Below are 19183 nucleotides of genomic sequence, written 5' to 3' on the forward strand. Positions count from 1 at the left end.
CGGAAGGTCTGCGAGCAGGTGCCGTGGTGGCGGTAAAAGGCCCCGACCGTGGCAAAGGCCGACGACCGGCCGGCCTTCACCTCCTCATATTCCCTGATCAGGAAACGCCACTTCTGAACATAGTTCCGTTCAATCGTCCGGTCATAGCTGTTGTCGCGCATGGGTCGCTCCTTTCCGCAATCCCATCAGCGAATATCTGAACTTGCACAATTGCGAGCGAAGCGAAGCAATCCAGAAACGGCCTTCCGACCGATCACCGGCATACCGTATTGGGAAGGGCAATAACCCCCGCCTCGGGAGCCGGCCTGGCAATTGCGTGTCGGGTTGGCAGCCGCCAACCCGCATCAGCCCCCCCACCTCCTTGCGGCGCAATGTCACCCGGCCCTGTGCAACCAGCGGGACCCATCCCCATCTCTGATGTGAGCGACCGTATTATACGAAGATCGAAACATCGGAGGGGTTCTAATGAAGCGCGGAGCCGTCATCGCCGTCGTGGCGCTGATCGTCGGCGGGGTGGGAGGCCTCGCACTTGCTGGCGTGGGCGCCACGGTGATCCATGAGACCAGCACCAACGCGTTCTGCACCGTCTGCCACGAAATGACCTGGCCGGAACGCACCTACAAGGAGAGCGTCCATTTCACCAATGCCGCGGGCGTCCAGGCCCAGTGCAAGGACTGCCACCTGCAGGGCGATCCTTGGCCGGCCTATGTGTGGCAGAAGGCAACGTTCGGGGCGCGCGACGTCTGGTACCATCTGTGGGGAACGATCGACGACGAAGAAACGTACCAGGCGCGCAGGCAGGAGATGGCCGAGACCGTCTGGGCCTGGCTGGAGGAAACCAACTCCGCTACCTGCCAGACCTGCCATACGCCGGAATCCATGGTCGCGGCGGCGGCCAAGCAGTCGGAGATCGCCGCCGGCACCCATGAAGGCGCGCGGGCGTCGGGCATGACCTGCATCGCCTGCCACCAAGGGGTCGGTCACGGGATCACGCCGTAAGCCCCGGCGGGGACGCATCGGCGCCCTCGCCGCAAGCCGTCAGATGATCGAGGCCACCGGCGCGCTGGCGATGCCGTCCTCTTGGAGCTGCGCGGCGACGCGAAGCGCCAGGTCCTCGCGGTCGGGGGCGGCGATGACCTGCACGCCGATCGGCAGACGCGCGCCGTCGAGCCACACCGGCACGGCGACCACCGGCAGGCCGATGAAGGAGATCGGCTGGGTGTAGAGCCCGATATTCGGCCGGGTCGGCACCTCTTCGCCATCCAGGACAAACGTCTTCTGGCCGATCTTCGGCGCATGGCAGGGCGTTGCCGGGGCAAGGATGATGTCGTGGGCCGCAAACAGCGCCGAGACGCGGTCGCGGAACCAGCGCCTGAACCGCTGGGCCTCGGTGACCCAGGCGCTCGGCGTCAGCGCGCCGGCAAGGAAGCGATCGCGGGTGTCGGGGTCGAAATCGGCCGCCCGTTCGCGCAGGCGCTCCAAATGATAGGCGCCGCCCTCGGCCGCCGTCAGCACATAGGCCGCGGCGCGGGCCCGGCCCGCCTCCGGCAGCTCGACCTCGTCGGACACATCGAGCGCCTTGGCCACCTTTTCGACGGCCGCATGGGCCTCCGGAAAGCCTTTTTCGCGGAACCAGCCGCCGGCAACGGCGATCCTGAGGCCGTCGGCCCCCTTGTCCAACTCGCGCATGGTCGGCGACGGCCCCGGCGCCGTCATCGGCGCATCGCGCAGGACGTCGAACAGCAGCGCCAGGTCGCGGGCCGAGCGGGCGAGCGGGCCGGTGTGGTCGAGGCTGGGCGACAGCGGCGTAACGCCGGCGCGCGACAGCGCCCCGTAGGTCGGCTTCAGCCCGAAGACGCCGCAGAACGAGGCCGGCACCCGAATCGAGCCGTTGGTGTCGGTGCCGAGCGTTGCCGCGACCATCGCCGCGGCGATCGAGGCGCCGGCTCCGGCCGAGGAGCCGCCCGACATGTGCTCGGTCGCATGCGGATTGCGGCAGGCGCCGTCATGGGCGTTCTCGCCGGTGAAGCCGAAGGCGTATTCGTCCATGTTGAGAGTGCCGATGAGGAGCGCCCCGGCCCTCTTCAGGCGCGCGACCAGCACCGCATCGGCATCGGCCGGCGGGTTGTCGCGATTGATCCTGGAGCCGGCGCGGGTCGTCACCCCGGCGACGTCATAAAGGTTCTTGACCGCCACCGGCACGCCGGCCAGCGGCGGCAGCGGCTCGCCGCGGGCGAGCATGGCGTCGATCTCGGTCGCCTCGGCCAGCGCCCGGTCGGTGGTGACGTCGGTGAAGGCGCCAAGGCGCGGATTGATGGCGTCGACCGCCTGCAGGGCAAGGGTCGCCATGTCCTCGGCGCTGACCTCGTTGAGGCGCACGGCCTCGGCGATCTCTTCGACGGTTCCGTAGAGCGGATCGATATGCATGGCTGGTCTCGTCGGGTTCAGCTTTTCGGGCTGTTATCGGCGGAAGTGCTGCGGGGGTCGAATTCCGGAGCGGGCAGGCAGGTCTCGGGCGCCTTGAAGTCGGCAACGGAGCTTGCGGCCCCGGCATTGACAATGAGGTGGGAAATGACAGCCTCGCGCCATTCCGGCCGCACCGTCAGGCCAAGGAGCTTGATGGCCGCCTCCATGTAGGCGTCCCAATTTTCGCGATCATCGGTCATCGTCGCCCTCGCGTTCTTGTCGTTCGGCATGCCATTTCGCAGGTGCGAAATCTATCTAAACCAAAGCCGCGATGAAAGGGAGGGTTTGCCGCTTCGCGCCATCCCCGCGAGGCTGCGACAGATTTGCTACGTTCGCGCGCGGGGCACCCTTGCGGCGCGATAGCGGATTGCAAAGCCAGCCGCGGTCGGCTATGGGAAAATCATGATGACGAACCTGCAGATCGCAATGTGGTGGTGGCGCGCTTTTTAAAGCGGCGCCGACGCACGTCTTGTCTCTGCATTGACGAAAAGGCCGCCGCGGACCCCCGGGCGGCCTTTTCGTTATGTCGCCCGCCATTTGCCGATGCGACCGCCGAAAAAGGGCATGGGAGCCAGATATGAGCGCATCCGACAAGGAATTCACCACCGCCGGCGGCATCACCGTCCGACGGAGCCAGGCAGACATCGCCTATGGGGATGCGACCCGGGCGTGGATCGACCGTCTCGACACCATGCGCGGGGCGGTTTTTTCGTCCAACTACGAATATCCCGGCCGCTACACGCGCTGGGACGTCGGTTTCGTCAATCCGCCGCTGGCGCTGACGACGAGCGGGCGCACCGTCGCCATCGAGGCGCTCAACGCCCGCGGCGCGGTGCTGATCGCGCCGATCGCCGAGGCGTTGAAGGACATGCCAGAGGCGGCGGACTTTGTCGCCGACGAGCGCTCCGTCCGGCTCACCATCAAGACGCCGGAGGGCAGGTTTTCCGAAGAAGACCGCTCGCGCCAGCCGACCGTCTTTTCCGTCGTGCGCCGACTCGTTGCTCTTTTCGGCAATGACGAGGACGAGAATTTCGGCTTCTACGGCGCCTTCGGCTACGACCTGGCCTTCCAGTTCGAGCCGATCCCGATGAAGCTGGAGCGGCCGGACGACCAGCGCGACATGGTGCTCTACCTGCCGGACGAGGTGCTGGTCGTCGACCACTACGGGCGCCGGGCCACAGTCCTCTCCTACGATGTGGCCTATGGCGGCACCTCCTCGGCGGGGCTGGCCCGCGACGGCGCCGAGACGCCGTTTGCCATCGACGACAGCGATCCGGGGCGCGGCGACCACGAGCCCGGCGAATATGCCGACGTTGCCCGCACCGCCCTTCCCTATTTCCAGCGCGGCGACCTTTTCGAGGTGGTGCCCGGCCAGACCTTCTACGAGCGCTGCACGACGCCGCCGTCGGCCATTGCCCGGCGGCTGACGGAGATCAACCCGGCCCCTTACGCCTTCTTCATCAATCTCGGCGCGGCGGAATATCTGGTCGGCGCCTCGCCGGAGATGTTCGTGCGCGTTACCGGTGGGCGGCGCGTCGAGACCTGCCCGATCTCCGGCACGATCCGGCGCGGGCGCGACGCCATCGAGGACGAGGCGCAGATCCGCAAGCTCCTCAACTCGGCCAAGGACGAGGCGGAGCTGACGATGTGCTCCGACGTCGACCGCAACGACAAGAGCCGGGTCTGCGTGCCGGGCTCGGTGCGGGTCATCGGCCGGCGGCAGATCGAGATGTATTCGCGCCTCATCCACACCGTCGACCATATCGAGGGGCTGCTGCGCGACGGCATGGACGCACTCGATGCGTTCCTGTCGCACGCCTGGGCGGTCACCGTCACCGGCGCGCCGAAGCGCTGGGCGATGGAGTTCATCGAGAACCAGGAAAAGAGCCCGCGCTCCTGGTATGGCGGCGCCATCGGCATGGTGCATTTCAACGGCGACCTCAACACCGGCCTGACGCTTCGCACCATCCGCATCAAGAACGGCATTGCGGAAATCCGCGCCGGCGCGACCCTGCTCTACGATTCCGTGCCGGAGGACGAGGAGCGCGAGACGGAGTTGAAGGCGGAGGCCATGCGCGCGGCCGTGCGCGAGGCGGCAAAGGCCGGCACGGCGGCAACGGCGGAGGCGCGGAAACCCGTCGGCGAGGGCGTCACCATCCTCCTCGTCGACCACGAGGACTCCTTTGTCCACACGCTCGCCAACTACTTCCGCCAGACCGGCGCCAGGGTCGTCACCCTGCGCTCGCCGGTCGACGATGCGGCGTTCGAAGAAATCAAACCGGATCTGGTCGTTCTGTCGCCCGGCCCCGGCAGTCCGACAGACTTCAATTGCGCCGAGACCATCGGCCTTGCGCGCAAGCGCGAACTGCCGGTGTTCGGCGTCTGCCTCGGCCTGCAGGCGCTTGCCGAGGCGTTCGGCGCGACGCTCGGACAGCTCGCGATCCCGGTGCACGGCAAGCCGTCGGTGATCAAGCTCGCCCGCCAGAGTACGCTCTTTGCCGGGCTCGGCGAGACGGCGACCGTCGGGCGGTACCATTCGCTCCATGCCGTCCGCGATACGCTACCGCCGGAGATCAACGTCACCGCCGTCACCGACGACGGCGTCGTCATGGCCATCGAGCACCGCGAGGCACCCATCGCCGCCGTCCAGTTCCACCCGGAATCGATCATGACGCTGGAAGGCGATACCGGCTACCGCATCATCGAAAACGCCATCGGCGGGCTGGTGAAGCGGTAGGTTCCCGGCAACGAACGTCCAGCCTCCCGGCAGATTGCACTGCTACCGGGGGGCTACAGGCCGGTCACCGTGTTCCCGACGGCGACGTGCTCAGGACCATGCCGATATACTGAAATACGAAAGTATCCCGCTGCCCCTTCACGGCAGCCCGTTCGTGCATAGATGATATGTCGAAGCGGTCGGTCGCTCCCGGCCGGCAGGCGCGGGATTCCGTTAGCCACGGCGCCATTTGTGACGGTTGCATACGCTGGCGTTGTTGCGAATTATCGCTATTATGCCGACAGACCTTCGATACCGGCACGATCGTCGCAAAAAAGAAAAGCCGACCCGGTAAAAGAAAGAATCGGCAGTTTGAAAACCCGCCCGACGTCGCGTCTCAACGGGCGGTGCGATCAACCGGACAAGCGTGGATTTGCCCAAGGATCCGTGCTGGCCGCCCGAGCGATGGCGTAATCACCGCCGGCGGCCGCCCGCGAAGAACGATGCCCGGCCCATTCCCAAGGGGGCCGAGGCCAAGGACCGCCCGCCATCCCGGCGCGTGCGGCCTGACGACGAGAAGGAGCCTCATGATGGATGCTGTAACACGCAGCCTTGAGCCGCTCGCACAAGACGAGCTCACCAACATCAATGCCTACTGGAGAGCGGCGAACTATCTCTCCGTCGGCCAGATCTACCTGCTCGACAACCCGCTTCTGAAGCAGCCCCTGACCAAGGACCACGTCAAGCCGCGGCTGCTCGGCCACTGGGGCACGACCCCCGGCCAGAACTTCATCTACGTGCACTGCAACCGGGTCATCAAAGAGCGCGACCTCAACATGATCTACATCTCCGGGCCCGGCCATGGCGGCCCGGCGCTGGTCGCCAATACCTGGATGGAAGGCAGCTACACCGAGCTCTATCCGAACGTGCCGATGAACGAGGTCGGCATGCAGAAGCTGTTCAAGCAGTTCTCGTTCCCCGGCGGCGTCGGCAGCCACGTCACCGCCGAGACCCCCGGCTCGATCCACGAGGGCGGCGAACTCGGCTATGCCCTGTCGCACGCCTTCGGCGCGGCCTTCGACAACCCGGACCTGATGGTCTGCTGCGTGATCGGCGACGGCGAGGCCGAGACCGGCCCGCTGGCCACCGCCTGGCACTCCAACAAGTTCCTCAATCCGGCGACCGACGGCGCGGTGCTGCCGATCCTGCACCTCAACGGCTACAAGATCGCCAATCCGACGGTGCTCGCCCGCATGAGCCACGACGAGCTCGACAGCCTGTTCGTCGGCTACGGCTACAAGCCCTATTTCGTCGAGGGCTCGGACCCGGAAGAGATGCACCAGAAGATGGCGGCGACGATGGACGCCATCGCCGACGAGATCAAGGCGATCCAGGACGACGCCCGCAACAACGGCAACATGACCCGGCCGATGTGGCCGATGATCATCCTGCGCTCGCCGAAGGGCTGGACCGGCCCGAAGGAGGTCGACGGCAAGAAGACGGAGGACTACTGGCGTTCGCACCAGGTGCCGTTCTCCAACGTCGTCAACAACACCCAGCATCTGGAACTGCTGGAATCCTGGATGAAGAGCTACAGGCCGGAGGAGCTGTTCGAGGACAACGGCGACCTGAAGCCGGAGCTGAAGGCCCTGGCGCCGGAGGGCGCACGGCGCATGGGCGCCAATCCGCACGCCAATGGCGGCAAGCTGCTGCGCGACCTCAGCCTGCCGGACTACCGCGACTTCGCCGTCGCCGTGGAGCGGCCAGGCCATACCATGGCGGAATCGACCCGGGTGATGGGCAACTTCCTGGCCGAGGTGATGCGCCGGAACCTCGACACCGCCAATTTCCGCGTCATGGGTCCGGACGAGACGGCCTCCAACCGGCTCGGCGCCCTGTTCGACGTCACGGAACGGACCTGGATGGCCGAGACCCTGCCGGAGGACGACCACCTGGCGCCGAACGGCCGGGTCATGGAGATCCTGTCGGAGCACACCTGCCAGGGCTGGCTGGAGGGCTATCTCCTCACCGGCCGGCACGGCTTCTTCTCGTGCTACGAGGCGTTCATCCACATCGTCGATTCCATGTTCAACCAGCACGCCAAATGGCTGAAGGTGAGCAAGGAGATCCCGTGGCGGCGGCCGATCGCGTCGTTGAACTACCTGTTGACGTCCCATGTCTGGCGCCAGGACCACAACGGCTTCTCGCACCAGGACCCGGGCTTCATCGACCACGTGGTCAACAAGAAAGCGGATACCATCCGGGTGTTCCTGGCGCCCGACGCCAACACCCTCTTGCACGTCACCGACAAGTGCCTGAACAGCCGCGACTTCATCAACGTCATCGTCGCCGGCAAGCAGCCGCAGCCGCAATGGCTGTCGATGGACGCCGCGATCAAGCACTGCTCGGCCGGCATCGGCATCTGGGACTGGGCCTCCAACGACCAGGACGGCGAGCCGGACGTGGTCATGGCCTGCGCCGGCGACGTGCCGACGCTGGAGACGCTGGCCGCCGTCGACCTTCTGCGCCAGCACCTGCCGGACCTGAAGGTGCGGGTCGTCAACGTCGTCGACCTGATGACGCTGCAGCCGAAGGAGGAGCATCCGAACGGCCTGTCCGACCGGGAGTTCGACATCCTCTTCACCCCGGACAAGCCGGTCATCTTCGCCTATCACGGCTATCCGTACCTGATCCACCGGCTGACCTACCGGCGCACCAACCACAAGAACCTGCATGTGCGGGGCTACAAGGAAGAAGGCACGACGACGACGCCGTTCGACATGGCGGTGCTCAACGATATCGACCGCTTCGACCTCGTCGCCGACGTCATCGACCGGGTGCCCGGGCTCGGCTCCAGGGCCGCGTATCTGAAGCAGTTCGTGCGCGACAAGCTGATCGAGCACACCGAGTACATCCACAAATACGGCGAGGACATGCCGGAGATCCGCGACTGGAAATGGCCCTACAACAGTTGAGCCTTTCCTGACGATCTTCCCGGCGGCACCGGCCAGGTGCCGCCGGCTGCGGCGACGCATCGACCCGGTCCTTTCCCCGTGGAAGGGCCGGGTTTTTTATTCGCGTTTTCCTAAAGTAGAAAACTCTCAAACAGCCTGCTGGCGAGGCGGCCTCGCCGTTCAACCAAGTCTTCAAAAATCCTTTATTGACGAAAAAGAAATCCTGCGTATACAATTATTTCTAGGGGCTAATTTAGGTGCCGATGAAAGGAGTTTCTGTCAAGAAGACTTCCGGTGAAATGCATTGCTCCTTCTCTTTTCGAAAGTAGTTCCGAAGGCCGCGCACTGTATCGGGCGCTTCCTCGTCCGTTGATGCACCCGTCTCGACGTTGTCCGAACCGCCGGCGGTCGTCCTTTCGTCCAGCGGCTGTTGCGGACGTCGTCGCCGGCGGCCGCGATACATCGCCGGAACTACGGTAGAGAAGGAGGAAGTCGTACGGTCGCCGGTTACCGCCTTTGCTCTCGCTCAGAAAAACGACACCTTCCTGGAGACGAAATCATGCTCACTGTCATCGGGGCAACGATCGTTGCGGCCTTCCTCGGCAGTCCGCCCGCCGAGGCGATTGCACCGGCACCGGACGCCTCGCCGGTCATCAAGGTTCAAAAGGGTATTCGCCCGCTTCGGGGCCGGAATTGCCCGCGGCCGCGCGCGGTGCAGTCGCCGCACTCCAACCGGTCGACCCAGATCCGCTTCATCAACAGCCTGAACAGTCCGGTCGAGCTCTACTGGATCAATTTCCGCGGCCGCTGGGTGCAATACGCGACCCTGCGCCCCGGCCAGAGCTACAGCCAGCAGACCTATGTCGGCCATGCCTGGATCGCCTACGAGATCAACGCGAACGACTGCGTCGGCAACAGCCTCTATTTCGCCACCAACGACCGTGGCCAGTGGGTCGAGTGGCACTACTGACCGGCTGAAGTCCCGCGCCTGCGCCGGGCGGCCTTTGCGGCCCGGCGATCAATGGGCGCCGTGGTGGGCGTGCTGCGAGCCGTGGTGTTCGTGGCCGCCGCCATGGTCGTGATGGGTATTGCGCGGGTCCATCATGCCTTCCTTGACGCCGTAGCGGATGAGGAGGACGTTGACCGGATAGGCGGCGACCAGCCCGAAGGTGAGCGACAGGATCATCGCCGACCAGAACAGCGTCTCGGTGATGCCCGACCGGCCGCCGACCAGCAGGTCGGTGCCGATGGCGGTGATCTCCATGACGGCGATGCTCGGCGTCTCAGACAGCAGCGCATCGCGCAGGGCCGTCCCGAACGGCACCCCGTCCTGGACCAGCGGGCCGACGGTCAGCGCATAGCCCATCACATAGGCGAGCACGAAGGTCGTGCCGGCGATCCACCAGTTGGAGAGCGACAGGATGCCGGCGGTGACGATGACGCCGATGACCTCGCCCATGCCGCAGCCGGAATAGCAGTGGGCGACGGAGCGAAACGCGCGGCGCCAGAGACGGTCGTCGCCGATTTCCTTGCGGCCGGTGAACCAGTAGATGGCGAGGCCGAGGACGCCGGAATAGGCGACCGTGAACACCCAGACCACCTTCATCAGCGACATCAGATGGGAATTGTTCTGCCTGAGGTCGCGAATGAGGATGATGACGCTCGCCACCGCAAGGACGGCCCAGACGGTGACGAAAATCGGATTGGATATGAATGCGCGGAAGGTGTCCATAAAAACGGAACCGGCGCCGCGCAGGTTTGTTCCGAAATTCGCGGTCGCGCCGCCGCCGCTACGGATCCCGCTCCTATTCGGCGCCGTAGCGTTTTTCGTATTCGGCCTGCAACTCTTGGCGCCGCGCCTCGTATTCGGCGGTCAGGCGGTCGCATCCGGCGTTGAGGGCCTCGACCTCCTCGCGACGCGTCTTCAGGGCGCCGTCTTCCAGCGCGGGCCTGTCCTTTTCCAAGGTCGCTTCAAACGCCTTCGCCTTGAGGCAGACGAGCTTGGCGTTCTCGTTCATGGCCTGGACCTCCCGGTTCGCCCGTATCCGGTATTCCTGGGCCGTCTCGGTCTCGGCCTTGGCCGGGCCGGAGATCGCAAGGAGCAGGACGGCGAGCGCGGCGGCGGAAACCGTCCGCAGCGGTCCGGTGGCGGGGAAGTTGAGGGTCATTGGCAGGTCTTTTCGATTGGTGCAGGTGAATTAGCGCGGCGCCATCCTGAGCGCGCCGTCGAGGCGGATGGTCTCGCCGTTCAGCATCTCGTTCTCGCAGATGTGCTTGACGAGGGCGGCGTACTCTTCCGGCTGGCCGAGGCGGGAGGGGAACGGCACCTGGTCGCCGAGGGAATCGCGGACCTTTTCCGGCAGCGCCATCAGCATCGGGGTCAGAAAAATGCCGGGCGCGATGGTCATGACGCGGATGCCGGACTGCATCAGGTCGCGGGCGACGGGAAGGGTCAGGGCGGCAATGCCGCCTTTTGAGGCGGCGTAGGCGGCCTGGCCGACCTGGCCGTCGAAGGCGGCGACCGATGCGGTGGAGACGATGACGCCGCGCTCGCCATCCTGCGTGACCGGCTCCGCCGTCACCATGCCGGTGGAGGCGTGCGCCATGCAGCGGAACGAGCCGATGAGGTTTACCCGGATGACGGCCTCGAACATGTCCATCGGATGCGGATTGCCCTTGGAGGTGGTCTTGGCGACCGGGGCAATGCCGGCACAGTTGACGAGGATGCGCTCCTGGCCGTGCGCCTTGCGGGCTTCCTGGAAGCCGGCCATGACGCTGTCGTCGGAGCTGACGTCGACCTTGACGAAGATGCCGCCGATGGCGTCGGCGACCTTGCGGCCCTTTTCCTCCGCGACGTCGAAGACGGCGACCTTGACGCCGCTTGCTGCCAGCGTCCGCGCCGTTGCCTCGCCGAGGCCGCCGGCCGCGCCGGTGACGACCGCGCTGATGTCCGATCCGAGTTTCATGGATGCCTCCCCCGTTTTGCCCGCCCGCTCGGGGGGCCGATCCGACTGGTGTATTCAGCGCCCGCCGCCGCGGTCAAGTCGAAAGGCGCGAGCGGACGGGTTCGGGGGCGGCGGGATCGGACGCGACCGGCGCCATGGCCTCCGGGGCGATGACAACAAGGTCGAGGGGGTCGGTTACCCCCGGCACCTGCCGGCCCTTGCGAACCTCGCCGCCGACGGTGCCGAACGCGGCATCGGAAAACCCCTGGGCGCGGGCGAGATCGAGGACGGCCGTCGTCGTCAGCCCGCGTGTTCCTTCGGTCTTGTTGGCGGTTTCCAGCTTGGCAGCGAGGTTGACCGGATCGCCGATGACGGTGTGCTCGCGGCGGTCGTGGACGCCGACGATGCCGACGGTGACGGACCCGGCCGTCACCGCGCAGCCGATGCGGAACGGGCCGGGCCAGCCCTCGGCGGCGAACGCCCCGGCCTCGGCATCGACCGCTGCAAGCACCGCGATGGCGGCCGCCAGAGCACCGGCGGCGTGGGTTTTCGATGGCTCCACGGCGCCGAAGGTGGCGAGCACGCCGTCGCCCAGGAACTTGTCAACGCGGCCGCCATGGGCCTCGATCGCCGGCACTACGACGGCCTGGTAGCGGGCGAGAACGCGCATGACGGCGTTCGGCTGGAGCCGCGCGGACGTCGGCGTGAACGTGCGGATGTCGACGACGAGGACCGCGGCCTCGCGCAGCACCCCCTCGCCGATCATGAGTTCGCGGTCGGCGTCGGTGATGGAGCGGGCAACCTCCGGCGCGAAATAGCGGCTGAGGTCACGGGCGGCCGCGCTGCCGCGCACGGCGGAAAACAGCAGCCCGCGGGCGCGCAGGAGGGCGACGCCGAGGATGCCCGTGACGCCGAGAATGGCGATGATCTTGTCCATCTCCGCGCCGATCAGGATGGCGTTGCTGGTCAGATACTCCACGTAGTTGCGGGTGATCTTCATTTCGCCCATGTCGGTGAAAACCGCATAGGCGACGAGGCACACCCAGCCGATGGCGGCGACGCTTCCCGCCGTCAGCACGAAACGCGGATCGAAGCGCAGGGCGCGCAGCGACACGAACAGGAAGACATAGAGGATCGTCGGCGCCTTCAGGTAAAAGCTCGGATGCTGCATGTACTGGATGTGGAAGGAAAAGATCAGCGCCATCAAAAGCGCCACGTCGACGACGATCGAGAGGAACAGGAACCAGGCCGGCAGCATGAATCGGTAGGACAGCCAGAGCCGGAGCACGGTGAAGACGAAATATCCGGCGAGCGCGAAGGGCACGAAATTGAAGCCTGTCGCGCCCTCTGCCCGCGGGGCGATGGCATAAAGCATGGAAAAGAAGACGACGGCGGAAAGCTGGGCCCAGCCGATCAGCCGCTCGGCCTGAGCCTCGCGGCGGCCGATGTCCTCGGCGACGCGCTCGGGCATTCCCTCCGCCGAGACGGTTCCCTCGCGGATGTCCTCGCTGAGTTCGCGAAACGCTTTCCTGAACCTGACCATGGGCGGCCGTCATTCCAATCCGAAGTGCCAGCCGCCAAGGTAGTACAGCTTCCCACGCGGCGACAGCACGGCTTTGGCCAATCGCGCGGCTTTGATGGGGCGTGAAAATCGACGCGGATCTCCGCCTTTCGCGCCGCCGGGATAAGCTTTTCTTAAGTTATTCTTCGTTAACTATTGTGAAACGTTCCGTTTGAGGGGATGTCGCGCGTGCCCGCTACAAGCTTCACTCCGCGCTCGGCGCCCGTTGTCAGCGTCTCGGCCCAGGCCGGCGCGGCAGGAGCGCAAGGCGGCCAGTTGATCGCCGCCCGCGTCGTCGAGGTGCGGGAGGACGGGTCCGTGCGCCTTGCCACCAGGGACGGCCAGTTCTCCGTCAAGCCGACCGTGCCGCTTGAAGTCGGCACCCGCCTGATGCTGCAGATCGAGGGCGCGGGTTCCCAGGTCAAGCTCGTCATACATGCCGACGGAAAACCGGCGCCGACGCTGCCCGGCGGCGGGCCTGGCGCTCAGGCCGGTGGCGGGCAGCCCGCGCCGCCCACGCCGGTTTCCGTCCCGGCGACGGGTGTTCAAGTGCCCCAGCCCGGCGGCTATCCGGCGCCTTTGCCGGCGGGACCGCCGCTGCCGGGGACCGCAACGGCCGTCCAGCCGGCTGTGCCGGGCGCAATCCCAACGGCTACGGTCGCGCAGGCCGTCGGTGCCGGCACGGCGGTGCCGGCGGGCGCGAACGCCCAGGCCGGAGTGCCGGGCGCGCCGGCGCCGGCGCCCGCAGGCGCGGCCGCAACCGCGGGCGCAATCCCGCCAGCCAACGTTTCCCCCGCCCCCTCCGGAGCGACGCCGTCCGGGGCACTTCAGGGCAGTGGCCCGCCGCCTCTGGCGCAGGGACAGGTGGCGCCGCAAGGGGGCACCGCGCAGCCCGCGCCCGCCGCCCAGGCTCCCCTGCCGCAGGCGAACACCGCGTCCAATCCGGCCCAGGTCGCGCAGCAGGCCGCTGCCTATGCGGCAAAGCCCGGGCAATCCGCACCGACGGCGACGCAAGCCGGCCCGCAGACCGCGGCAACCGGAACGGCACCGGCCGGCACGGCAACGCCAGGCGCACCGACGACGGGTGCCGGCGGGGCGCCCGTTCCCCCCTCGACCAGCATCCTGGCGCGCGCGGCGCTCTCCGAAATGGTCCACACCGCAGCCTCGCGCCAGGACAGTCTGGCGCCGCTCTTTGCCAACCTCAACGCCGTTGCGTCGCACGGCGGCAATACGCTGCCCGATCCCGTGATGAAGGCCGTGCAGCAGCTTCTCGGCCTGAGGCTTCCCACCAATGCCCCGGTGACGGGCGAGCAGATGCGGCTTGCCGTGCAGTCGTCCGGCATCTTCCAGGAGGCGCAGCTTGCCACGGGCCAGGCCGCGGCGGCCTCCGGCGACATGAAGTCGGCGCTCCTGGTGCTGCGCAACGTGCTGACCACCTGGCTCGGCGCCGACGCGGCGGCAAATGTTGCGGCAACGACCAAACCTGGCGCCCGCCCGGGCGCCCCCCGCAAGGCCGGCACGCCAGCCGGCCAGCGCGCCGCAACGCCGTCCCTGACGGCCTCCTCGACCGGCACGCAGGCAATGCGGGCGCTGCTTGCCCAGACCGATGCCGCGCTCGACCGGGTGCGGCTGTCACAATTCGCCTCGCGCGCCGACGACGACGGTGCGCCGGCGCAGGCCGCTCGCGGCCATGACTGGACCTTCGAGATCCCGCTGGCCCTCGGCCGGCAGACGCCGATCGCCCAGTTCCGCATCGCCCGCGACAAGGAAAAGGGCAAAAACGGCAAGTCCCGCATCTGGCGGGTCCAGTTTTCCATGGATTTCGAGCCGCTCGGCGCCATCAACGGCCAGGTGGCGCTCTGCGACAGCGACGTCTCGGTTACCGTCTTTGCCGAGCGCGAGGAGACGAGCGAATTGTTGCGCGGCGCCCTCGGCGATCTGCGCGGCGCGCTTTCCGACGCCGCCTTCGGGGTCGAGGAGGTCCAGGTCCATACCGGAACGCCGGACTTTCCGACCGGTGCGCCCGGCGCCGGCACGCATGTGGATACCGAGACATGAGCGAGACCGAAAAACCCCGCCTCGCCGTTGCGCTGGAATACGAGAAGGGCTCGGATGCCGCACCGCGGGTCACTGCCAAGGGCCGCGGCGAGTTGGCCGAAAAGATCCTCGCGGCCGCCCAGGAGCACGACGTTCCCGTTGAGGAGAACGAACCGCTCGCCGAAGCGCTCAGCACGGTGGAGCTCGACGATGCGATCCCGGAGGAGCTTTACCGCGCGGTCGCCGAGGTCATCGGCTTCGTGCTCAGGGCCTCCGGCCAGCTTCCGGCGCGGCCGGATCCGGCGAAATCTGCTCCGGCCCGTTCAGCGGGGGACGGGGCGCTGTCGAGTGCGCGCCCCATGCCGCATCCGCCCTACCTTCAGAGCGACAATTCCAATCCCTGATGGGCGATCATGGCGCCGCCATGGCGCTTGCGGATGACGTCTGCGAGCCGGTCGAGTTCGTCGTCCGTGCGGTCGGGATCGTGGTGGAAGAGGATCGGCATGCGCACGTCGGCGCGCTCGGCAAGGTCGAGGCACTTTTCCCAGGTGGAATGGCCCCAGCCGACGTGGCTTTGATATTCCTGCTCGGTGTACATGGTGTCGTAGATCATGGCGTCGGCGCCGGCGACGAAGTCCGCCAGCCGCGCGTCGATCTCCGGGTTGCCGTGCTCGTGGTCGGTGACCGTGCAGAACACCCGGTCGTCGCATGAGATGCGGTAGGCGATCGCCCCGCCCGGATGGTTGAGGAGCATGGTGTCGACAGTGAAGGATCCGCCGAGCGGCAGCCGGTCGCCCGGCGAAAAGGCGTTGAAGGTGACGCCGGTCAGCCCGCACACCGACATCGGAAAGATCGGCGGCGACATCATCCGCTTCAGCACGTCCTCCAGCGTCCCCTCCTCCGCGCCCAGATGCCCGGCCCAGAAACGCACCGAGACGTCCTTGTCATAGGCGGGAGCAAAGAACGGCAGGCCGCAGACATGGTCGAGATGGGTGTGGGTGAGGAGGAGGTCGACGTCCCTGACCCCTTCGCGGCTCATCGCGGCGCCGAGATGGCGAATGCCGGTGCCGCAGTCGATGATCAGCACGCGCTCGCCGATGCGCACCTCCATGCAGGTGGTCTCGCCGCCATAGCGCACCGTGGTGGCGCCGGGCGCCGGGATCGACCCGCGCACGCCCCACAGTCGGACCAGAAACGTCCTGGAATTGCGTCCCGTCATGCTCTCCCCGTCGCCATCGTTCAATTGCCGCCCGTGGCCGAGCGCAGGTCCGCCAGATCCCGTGTCGTGCGCTCCAGCCGGGCGGCGAGGACGCGCATCACCTCAAGCGCGATATCGGGAAACTCTTTCAGCAGCTTCAGGAAGTTGTCCTTGTTGATGGACAGGATCGCCATCTCCGTTGTGGCGCGGATGGTGGCCGTGCGCGGCACGTCGCACAGGATGGCGATCTCGCCGACGATGTCGTTGGTGGCGACGCCAGCCACCTTCCTGAGGCCCTGATCGGTCTCGACCAGCACGTCGGCCTCGCCGTCAAGCACGATGAAGGCGGAATCGCCGCTCTCGCCCTGGCGGCACAGATCCTCGCCGGCGCGCACCGTGACGCGGTCGGAGATGAACGCCAGGAGGCGCAGCTTGGCCGTATCGATCTTCCTGAACAGCGGCACCTTGCGGAGCGCTTCGACTTCGGCATTGAGCGTCACCACATTTCCCCTTTTCCGCTCTCGCCCGATGGACCGGGGCCAAGGCCGACACCCTGCCCGGTCCCGATGATTGCGACCGTCCCCGGCAGAACGGTCATTGCTCGACCTCCGCCGCGCCGAGATCGCTGATCGCCGCGCGGATCGTCGCGGCGTCACCGTCGGCGCAAATGCGTCCGTTGCGCATCAACAGAATGCGCTCAAACCCCGCGACCCGGTCAAGCCTGGAACTGCCGGCGAGGATCATAGCGCCTTTCTGGCGCTCGCGGATGGTCTGAAGCATGCCCACATTGTCGCCGAGCGTGTTGTCGACATCCTCAAAGGCGATGATCTTCGGCCGCTTGAGCAGCGCCCGGGCGAGGCTCAGCCGGCGGCGCTGGCCGCTGGACAGCCGCGAGCCGGCAACGCCGACCTCGAAATCGAGCCCGGCATGGGCGATGTGATCGCGCAGGCCCAGGTGATCGGCGGTCTCGCCGATCAGGCGCTCGATCTCCTCGCGGGCGCCGCGACGGTCGAGGCGCGGCTTGCCGAAGATGATGTTGTCCTCGATCGACAGGGATTCCGCATAGGCGTCCGGCGCAAAAGTGACGTAGCGGCCGGCGAGGCGTTCGGCCTGCTCGCGGAACACCTTGCGGCCGGCAACCATCTTTGCGGCCTTGTCGTCGTCGATGACGCCGAGGCGGTGGCGGGCCGGGACGAGACGGAAGGCAAGACCGATGAATTTGCGGATTTCCGCCGCTTTCAGGCTGTCGCGTCCGTTCGCCTTGATGCGCTTCAGGAGCGTGTCGTAGGCGGGCAGCTCCTCCGCCGGGATCAGGCTGTCGGCGCCGAGCAGATCGCTGTCGTCGCTGACCTCGGCAAACAGCTCGACCATCACCTCGGCGATGTCGATGCCGATGCCGACCAGCGTCTCGCGGAGGTCCGCCTCGTCGAGGATCTCCAGCACGTCCGGATCGGCGGCGACCTCATCGATGGCCATGGCGCGGTCGCGCGGCGCGCCGAACAGGATGTTCTCGACAAGCGGCGCGTTGGCGTTGAAGCGGTCGACGTCCCACAGATCGACCAGTCCCTGAAGGTCCGGATCGCCGCCGATACGCTCCGCGAAGGCCGTGCGCATCTTCAGGATGCCGTCGACGGTCTCGGGGTTTTCGTCCGCATCGAGAAAGGCGTGGAGGCCCATGCGGTAGATATCGGCGCCGAGGCCGACGCCGTTGGCAAGCCTGACGACGATGGCATCGAGTTCGTGGTCGCTGTCGACGCTGAGGACGGAAAGGTCCTCCCATTTCTGGTCGATATCGAAGTGGATGTTGCCGGTGCGCTCCGCCTCCTGGCGCCGGGTGCGCTCCGTATCGTCGAAATCCTCCCCGTCGGCGATGTGGTTGCGCGGCCGGTGGCGCAGCCCATAGACGAGGTTGTCGCGCACCGTGCCGGTGAAGATGTGCGGCGCCGGTCCGATATAGGCGGTATCGCGGCCGAGCACGGTTTCCGACAGCTCGTCGAGCCGTGCTTCGCCGACGCGGACGCGGCCGGTGGTCGGCTCGACCAGTCCGCAGGCGAGCTCGATCAGTTCCGGCCGGCCGCTGCCCTCGCCGCCGACGATGGCCAGCCCCTTGCCCGGCGCGACCTTGAGCGAGACGTCGTGCAGTTCCTGTCCGGCGATGCCGGTCGCCAGGTTGACGCTGACGAACTGCAGATCGCCCTCAAGACCCTCGACCGCCTCATCGACGATGCCGAGCCGCTCGCGCGGCATCAGGTCCGGCGGATCGAAATTCTCCACCACGGTCTGGTAGCGCACGCTGATGTCGGCAAGATTCTGGTAGTAGTCGAGAAGTTCCTTCCACGGCCCGGCAAGGTCCTTGTAAGCGGCAAGCACGGCAACGAGCGCGCCGAAGGTGATGTCGCCGTTGATGACCAGGTAGCCGCCGATGGAATAGAACATGAAGGGCGGAAGCTGGTTCATGAAATTGTTCACGAACTTGATCATGTATTTCCGCTTGAAGATGTCGTAGCGGATCTGGAAGTTCGTGTAGAGGGCGCCGGCAAGGTGCGACAGGTGCCAGGCGGAGGTGGCGTTGGCGTGAATGTCGGTGATGCCGGCAACGCTCTCGCCGATGCCGTCGGAGAGCTTGCGGATGTTCTTGACGCGCTCGCGCTGCAGGCGGATCACCTTCTTCTGCAGCTTGGGGATGATGTAGCCCTGGATCGGGTAGAGCGAGATCGCTGCCGCGCCGAGCAAGGGGTCCTGGGCGAAGATGAAGGTGATGTAGACCAGCAGCGTGCCGCCCTGGAAGGCGGGCTGGGCGATGGCGTCGCCGATGAAGCCGCCGAGGGGCTCGACCTCGGAGGTGATCATCGGAATGATCTCGCCGGAGCTGACTTTGCGGAAGTGCGGCAGGCGGAAGCGCATCATCCGCTCGTAGAGCGTATAGCGCAGGCGGCGGAGCATGCGCTCGCCGGTCAGGCCCTTGTAGATGTTGAGGGTGAACTTGACGACGTTGTTGAGGACGACGAGGCTCAGAAACGCCAGACAGAGCAGCATCAGGTAGGGGATCTGGCCGAATTCGAAGCCGAAGAACTCGCGCGGGAAATCGGTGCCCTGGATCGCGTCGTTGACGATCTGCTTGGGCAGTTCCAACGACAGGTAGAGGATCGGGAAGGATACGACGGTCAACAGGAGAATGACCATCTGGCGCCGTGCACTATGGCGCCAGATAAACCGGTAGAGAGTCTTCTCCATCAAGCTGTCCCGTCGGCCCCGAACTCTGCATCAAATCGTTCATGTCGATGCTTTACAACATTGCAGGAATGG

The 19183-nt window shown here is 66.5% G+C and carries 14 protein-coding genes and 1 pseudogene; 6 read left to right on the top strand and 9 right to left on the bottom strand.

Going from position 1 to position 19183, the window contains the following annotated elements; translation table 11 throughout:
• The first annotated feature begins 465 nt into the window (after positions 1-465).
• On the top strand, positions 466-999 hold the full coding sequence (locus tag CH339_RS17315; protein WP_111435634.1) for a NapC/NirT family cytochrome c: 534 nt from the start codon (positions 466-468) through the stop codon (positions 997-999).
• A gap of 39 nt (positions 1000-1038) precedes the next feature.
• On the opposite strand, the gene CH339_RS17320 is transcribed toward CH339_RS17315, so the two are convergent.
• A complete protein-coding gene (locus CH339_RS17320) occupies positions 1039-2427 on the bottom strand; it encodes an AtzE family amidohydrolase (protein ID WP_111435635.1) in 1389 nt (462 codons plus the stop codon).
• A 17-nt stretch (positions 2428-2444) separates the two neighbouring features.
• Positions 2445-2696 (bottom strand): DUF4089 domain-containing protein, encoded by a 252-nt coding sequence (locus CH339_RS17325; protein WP_111435636.1) that lies wholly within the window; start codon positions 2694-2696, stop codon positions 2445-2447.
• Positions 2697-3043: 347 nt separating this feature from the next.
• On the opposite strand from CH339_RS17325, the gene CH339_RS17330 reads away from it, so the two are divergent.
• The 3 genes from CH339_RS17330 (at position 3044) to CH339_RS17340 (ending at position 9106) form a co-directional block, all read left to right on the top strand.
• The gene (locus tag CH339_RS17330; RefSeq protein ID WP_111435637.1) at positions 3044-5203 is read left to right on the top strand and encodes an anthranilate synthase; all 2160 of its coding nucleotides are present in this window, start codon (positions 3044-3046) and stop codon (positions 5201-5203) included.
• 566 nt (positions 5204-5769) lie between these two features.
• A complete protein-coding gene (locus CH339_RS17335) occupies positions 5770-8157 on the top strand; it encodes a phosphoketolase family protein (RefSeq protein WP_111435638.1) in 2388 nt (795 codons plus the stop codon).
• Positions 8158-8695: 538 nt separating this feature from the next.
• Positions 8696-9106, top strand: coding sequence for a VHL beta domain-containing protein (locus CH339_RS17340; RefSeq protein WP_111435639.1), 411 nt, complete (start codon positions 8696-8698; stop codon positions 9104-9106).
• A 48-nt stretch (positions 9107-9154) separates the two neighbouring features.
• Here CH339_RS17340 and CH339_RS17345 read toward each other — a convergent pair whose 3' ends face one another.
• From CH339_RS17345 to CH339_RS17360, 4 genes are all read right to left on the bottom strand, one after another.
• Entirely contained in the window at positions 9155-9868 is a 714-nt protein-coding gene (locus tag CH339_RS17345; protein WP_111435640.1) for a DUF4396 domain-containing protein, read from the bottom strand.
• 73 nt (positions 9869-9941) lie between these two features.
• Positions 9942-10304 carry a hypothetical protein gene (locus tag CH339_RS17350; RefSeq protein ID WP_111435641.1) on the bottom strand — a complete coding sequence of 121 codons (363 nt, stop codon included), beginning with the start codon at positions 10302-10304 and terminating at the stop codon, positions 9942-9944.
• 30 nt (positions 10305-10334) lie between these two features.
• The gene (locus CH339_RS17355; RefSeq protein ID WP_111435642.1) at positions 10335-11102 is read right to left on the bottom strand and encodes an SDR family NAD(P)-dependent oxidoreductase; all 768 of its coding nucleotides are present in this window, start codon (positions 11100-11102) and stop codon (positions 10335-10337) included.
• Between the two features lie 73 nt (positions 11103-11175).
• On the bottom strand, positions 11176-12624 hold the full coding sequence (locus CH339_RS17360; protein WP_111435643.1) for an adenylate/guanylate cyclase domain-containing protein: 1449 nt from the start codon (positions 12622-12624) through the stop codon (positions 11176-11178).
• Positions 12625-12831: 207 nt separating this feature from the next.
• Here CH339_RS17360 and fliK point away from each other — a divergent pair, with 207 nt between their 5' ends.
• Positions 12832-14700 (top strand): flagellar hook-length control protein FliK, encoded by a 1869-nt coding sequence (fliK, locus tag CH339_RS17365; RefSeq protein ID WP_170138567.1) that lies wholly within the window; start codon positions 12832-12834, stop codon positions 14698-14700.
• A pseudogene (locus CH339_RS17370) lies at positions 14697-14966 on the top strand (EscU/YscU/HrcU family type III secretion system export apparatus switch protein); the annotation flags it as partial. The gene fliK and the pseudogene CH339_RS17370, both read left to right, overlap by 4 nt.
• A gap of 92 nt (positions 14967-15058) precedes the next feature.
• Here the strand turns inward: CH339_RS17370 and CH339_RS17375 are convergent.
• From CH339_RS17375 to CH339_RS17385, 3 genes are all read right to left on the bottom strand, one after another.
• Positions 15059-15898 carry an MBL fold metallo-hydrolase gene (locus CH339_RS17375; protein ID WP_111435646.1) on the bottom strand — a complete coding sequence of 280 codons (840 nt, stop codon included), beginning with the start codon at positions 15896-15898 and terminating at the stop codon, positions 15059-15061.
• A gap of 20 nt (positions 15899-15918) precedes the next feature.
• Positions 15919-16377: a cyclic nucleotide-binding domain-containing protein gene (locus tag CH339_RS17380; protein ID WP_111435669.1), complete on the bottom strand. Its 459-nt coding sequence runs from the start codon at positions 16375-16377 to the stop codon at positions 15919-15921.
• Positions 16378-16471: 94 nt separating this feature from the next.
• Positions 16472-19111 (bottom strand): ABC transporter ATP-binding protein, encoded by a 2640-nt coding sequence (locus CH339_RS17385; protein WP_111435647.1) that lies wholly within the window; start codon positions 19109-19111, stop codon positions 16472-16474.
• Between the last annotated feature and the right edge of the window lie 72 nt (positions 19112-19183).

Origin of the sequence: Rhodobium orientis, from assembly GCF_003258835.1 — a bacterium.
GTDB lineage: Bacteria > Pseudomonadota > Alphaproteobacteria > Rhizobiales > Rhodobiaceae > Rhodobium > Rhodobium orientis.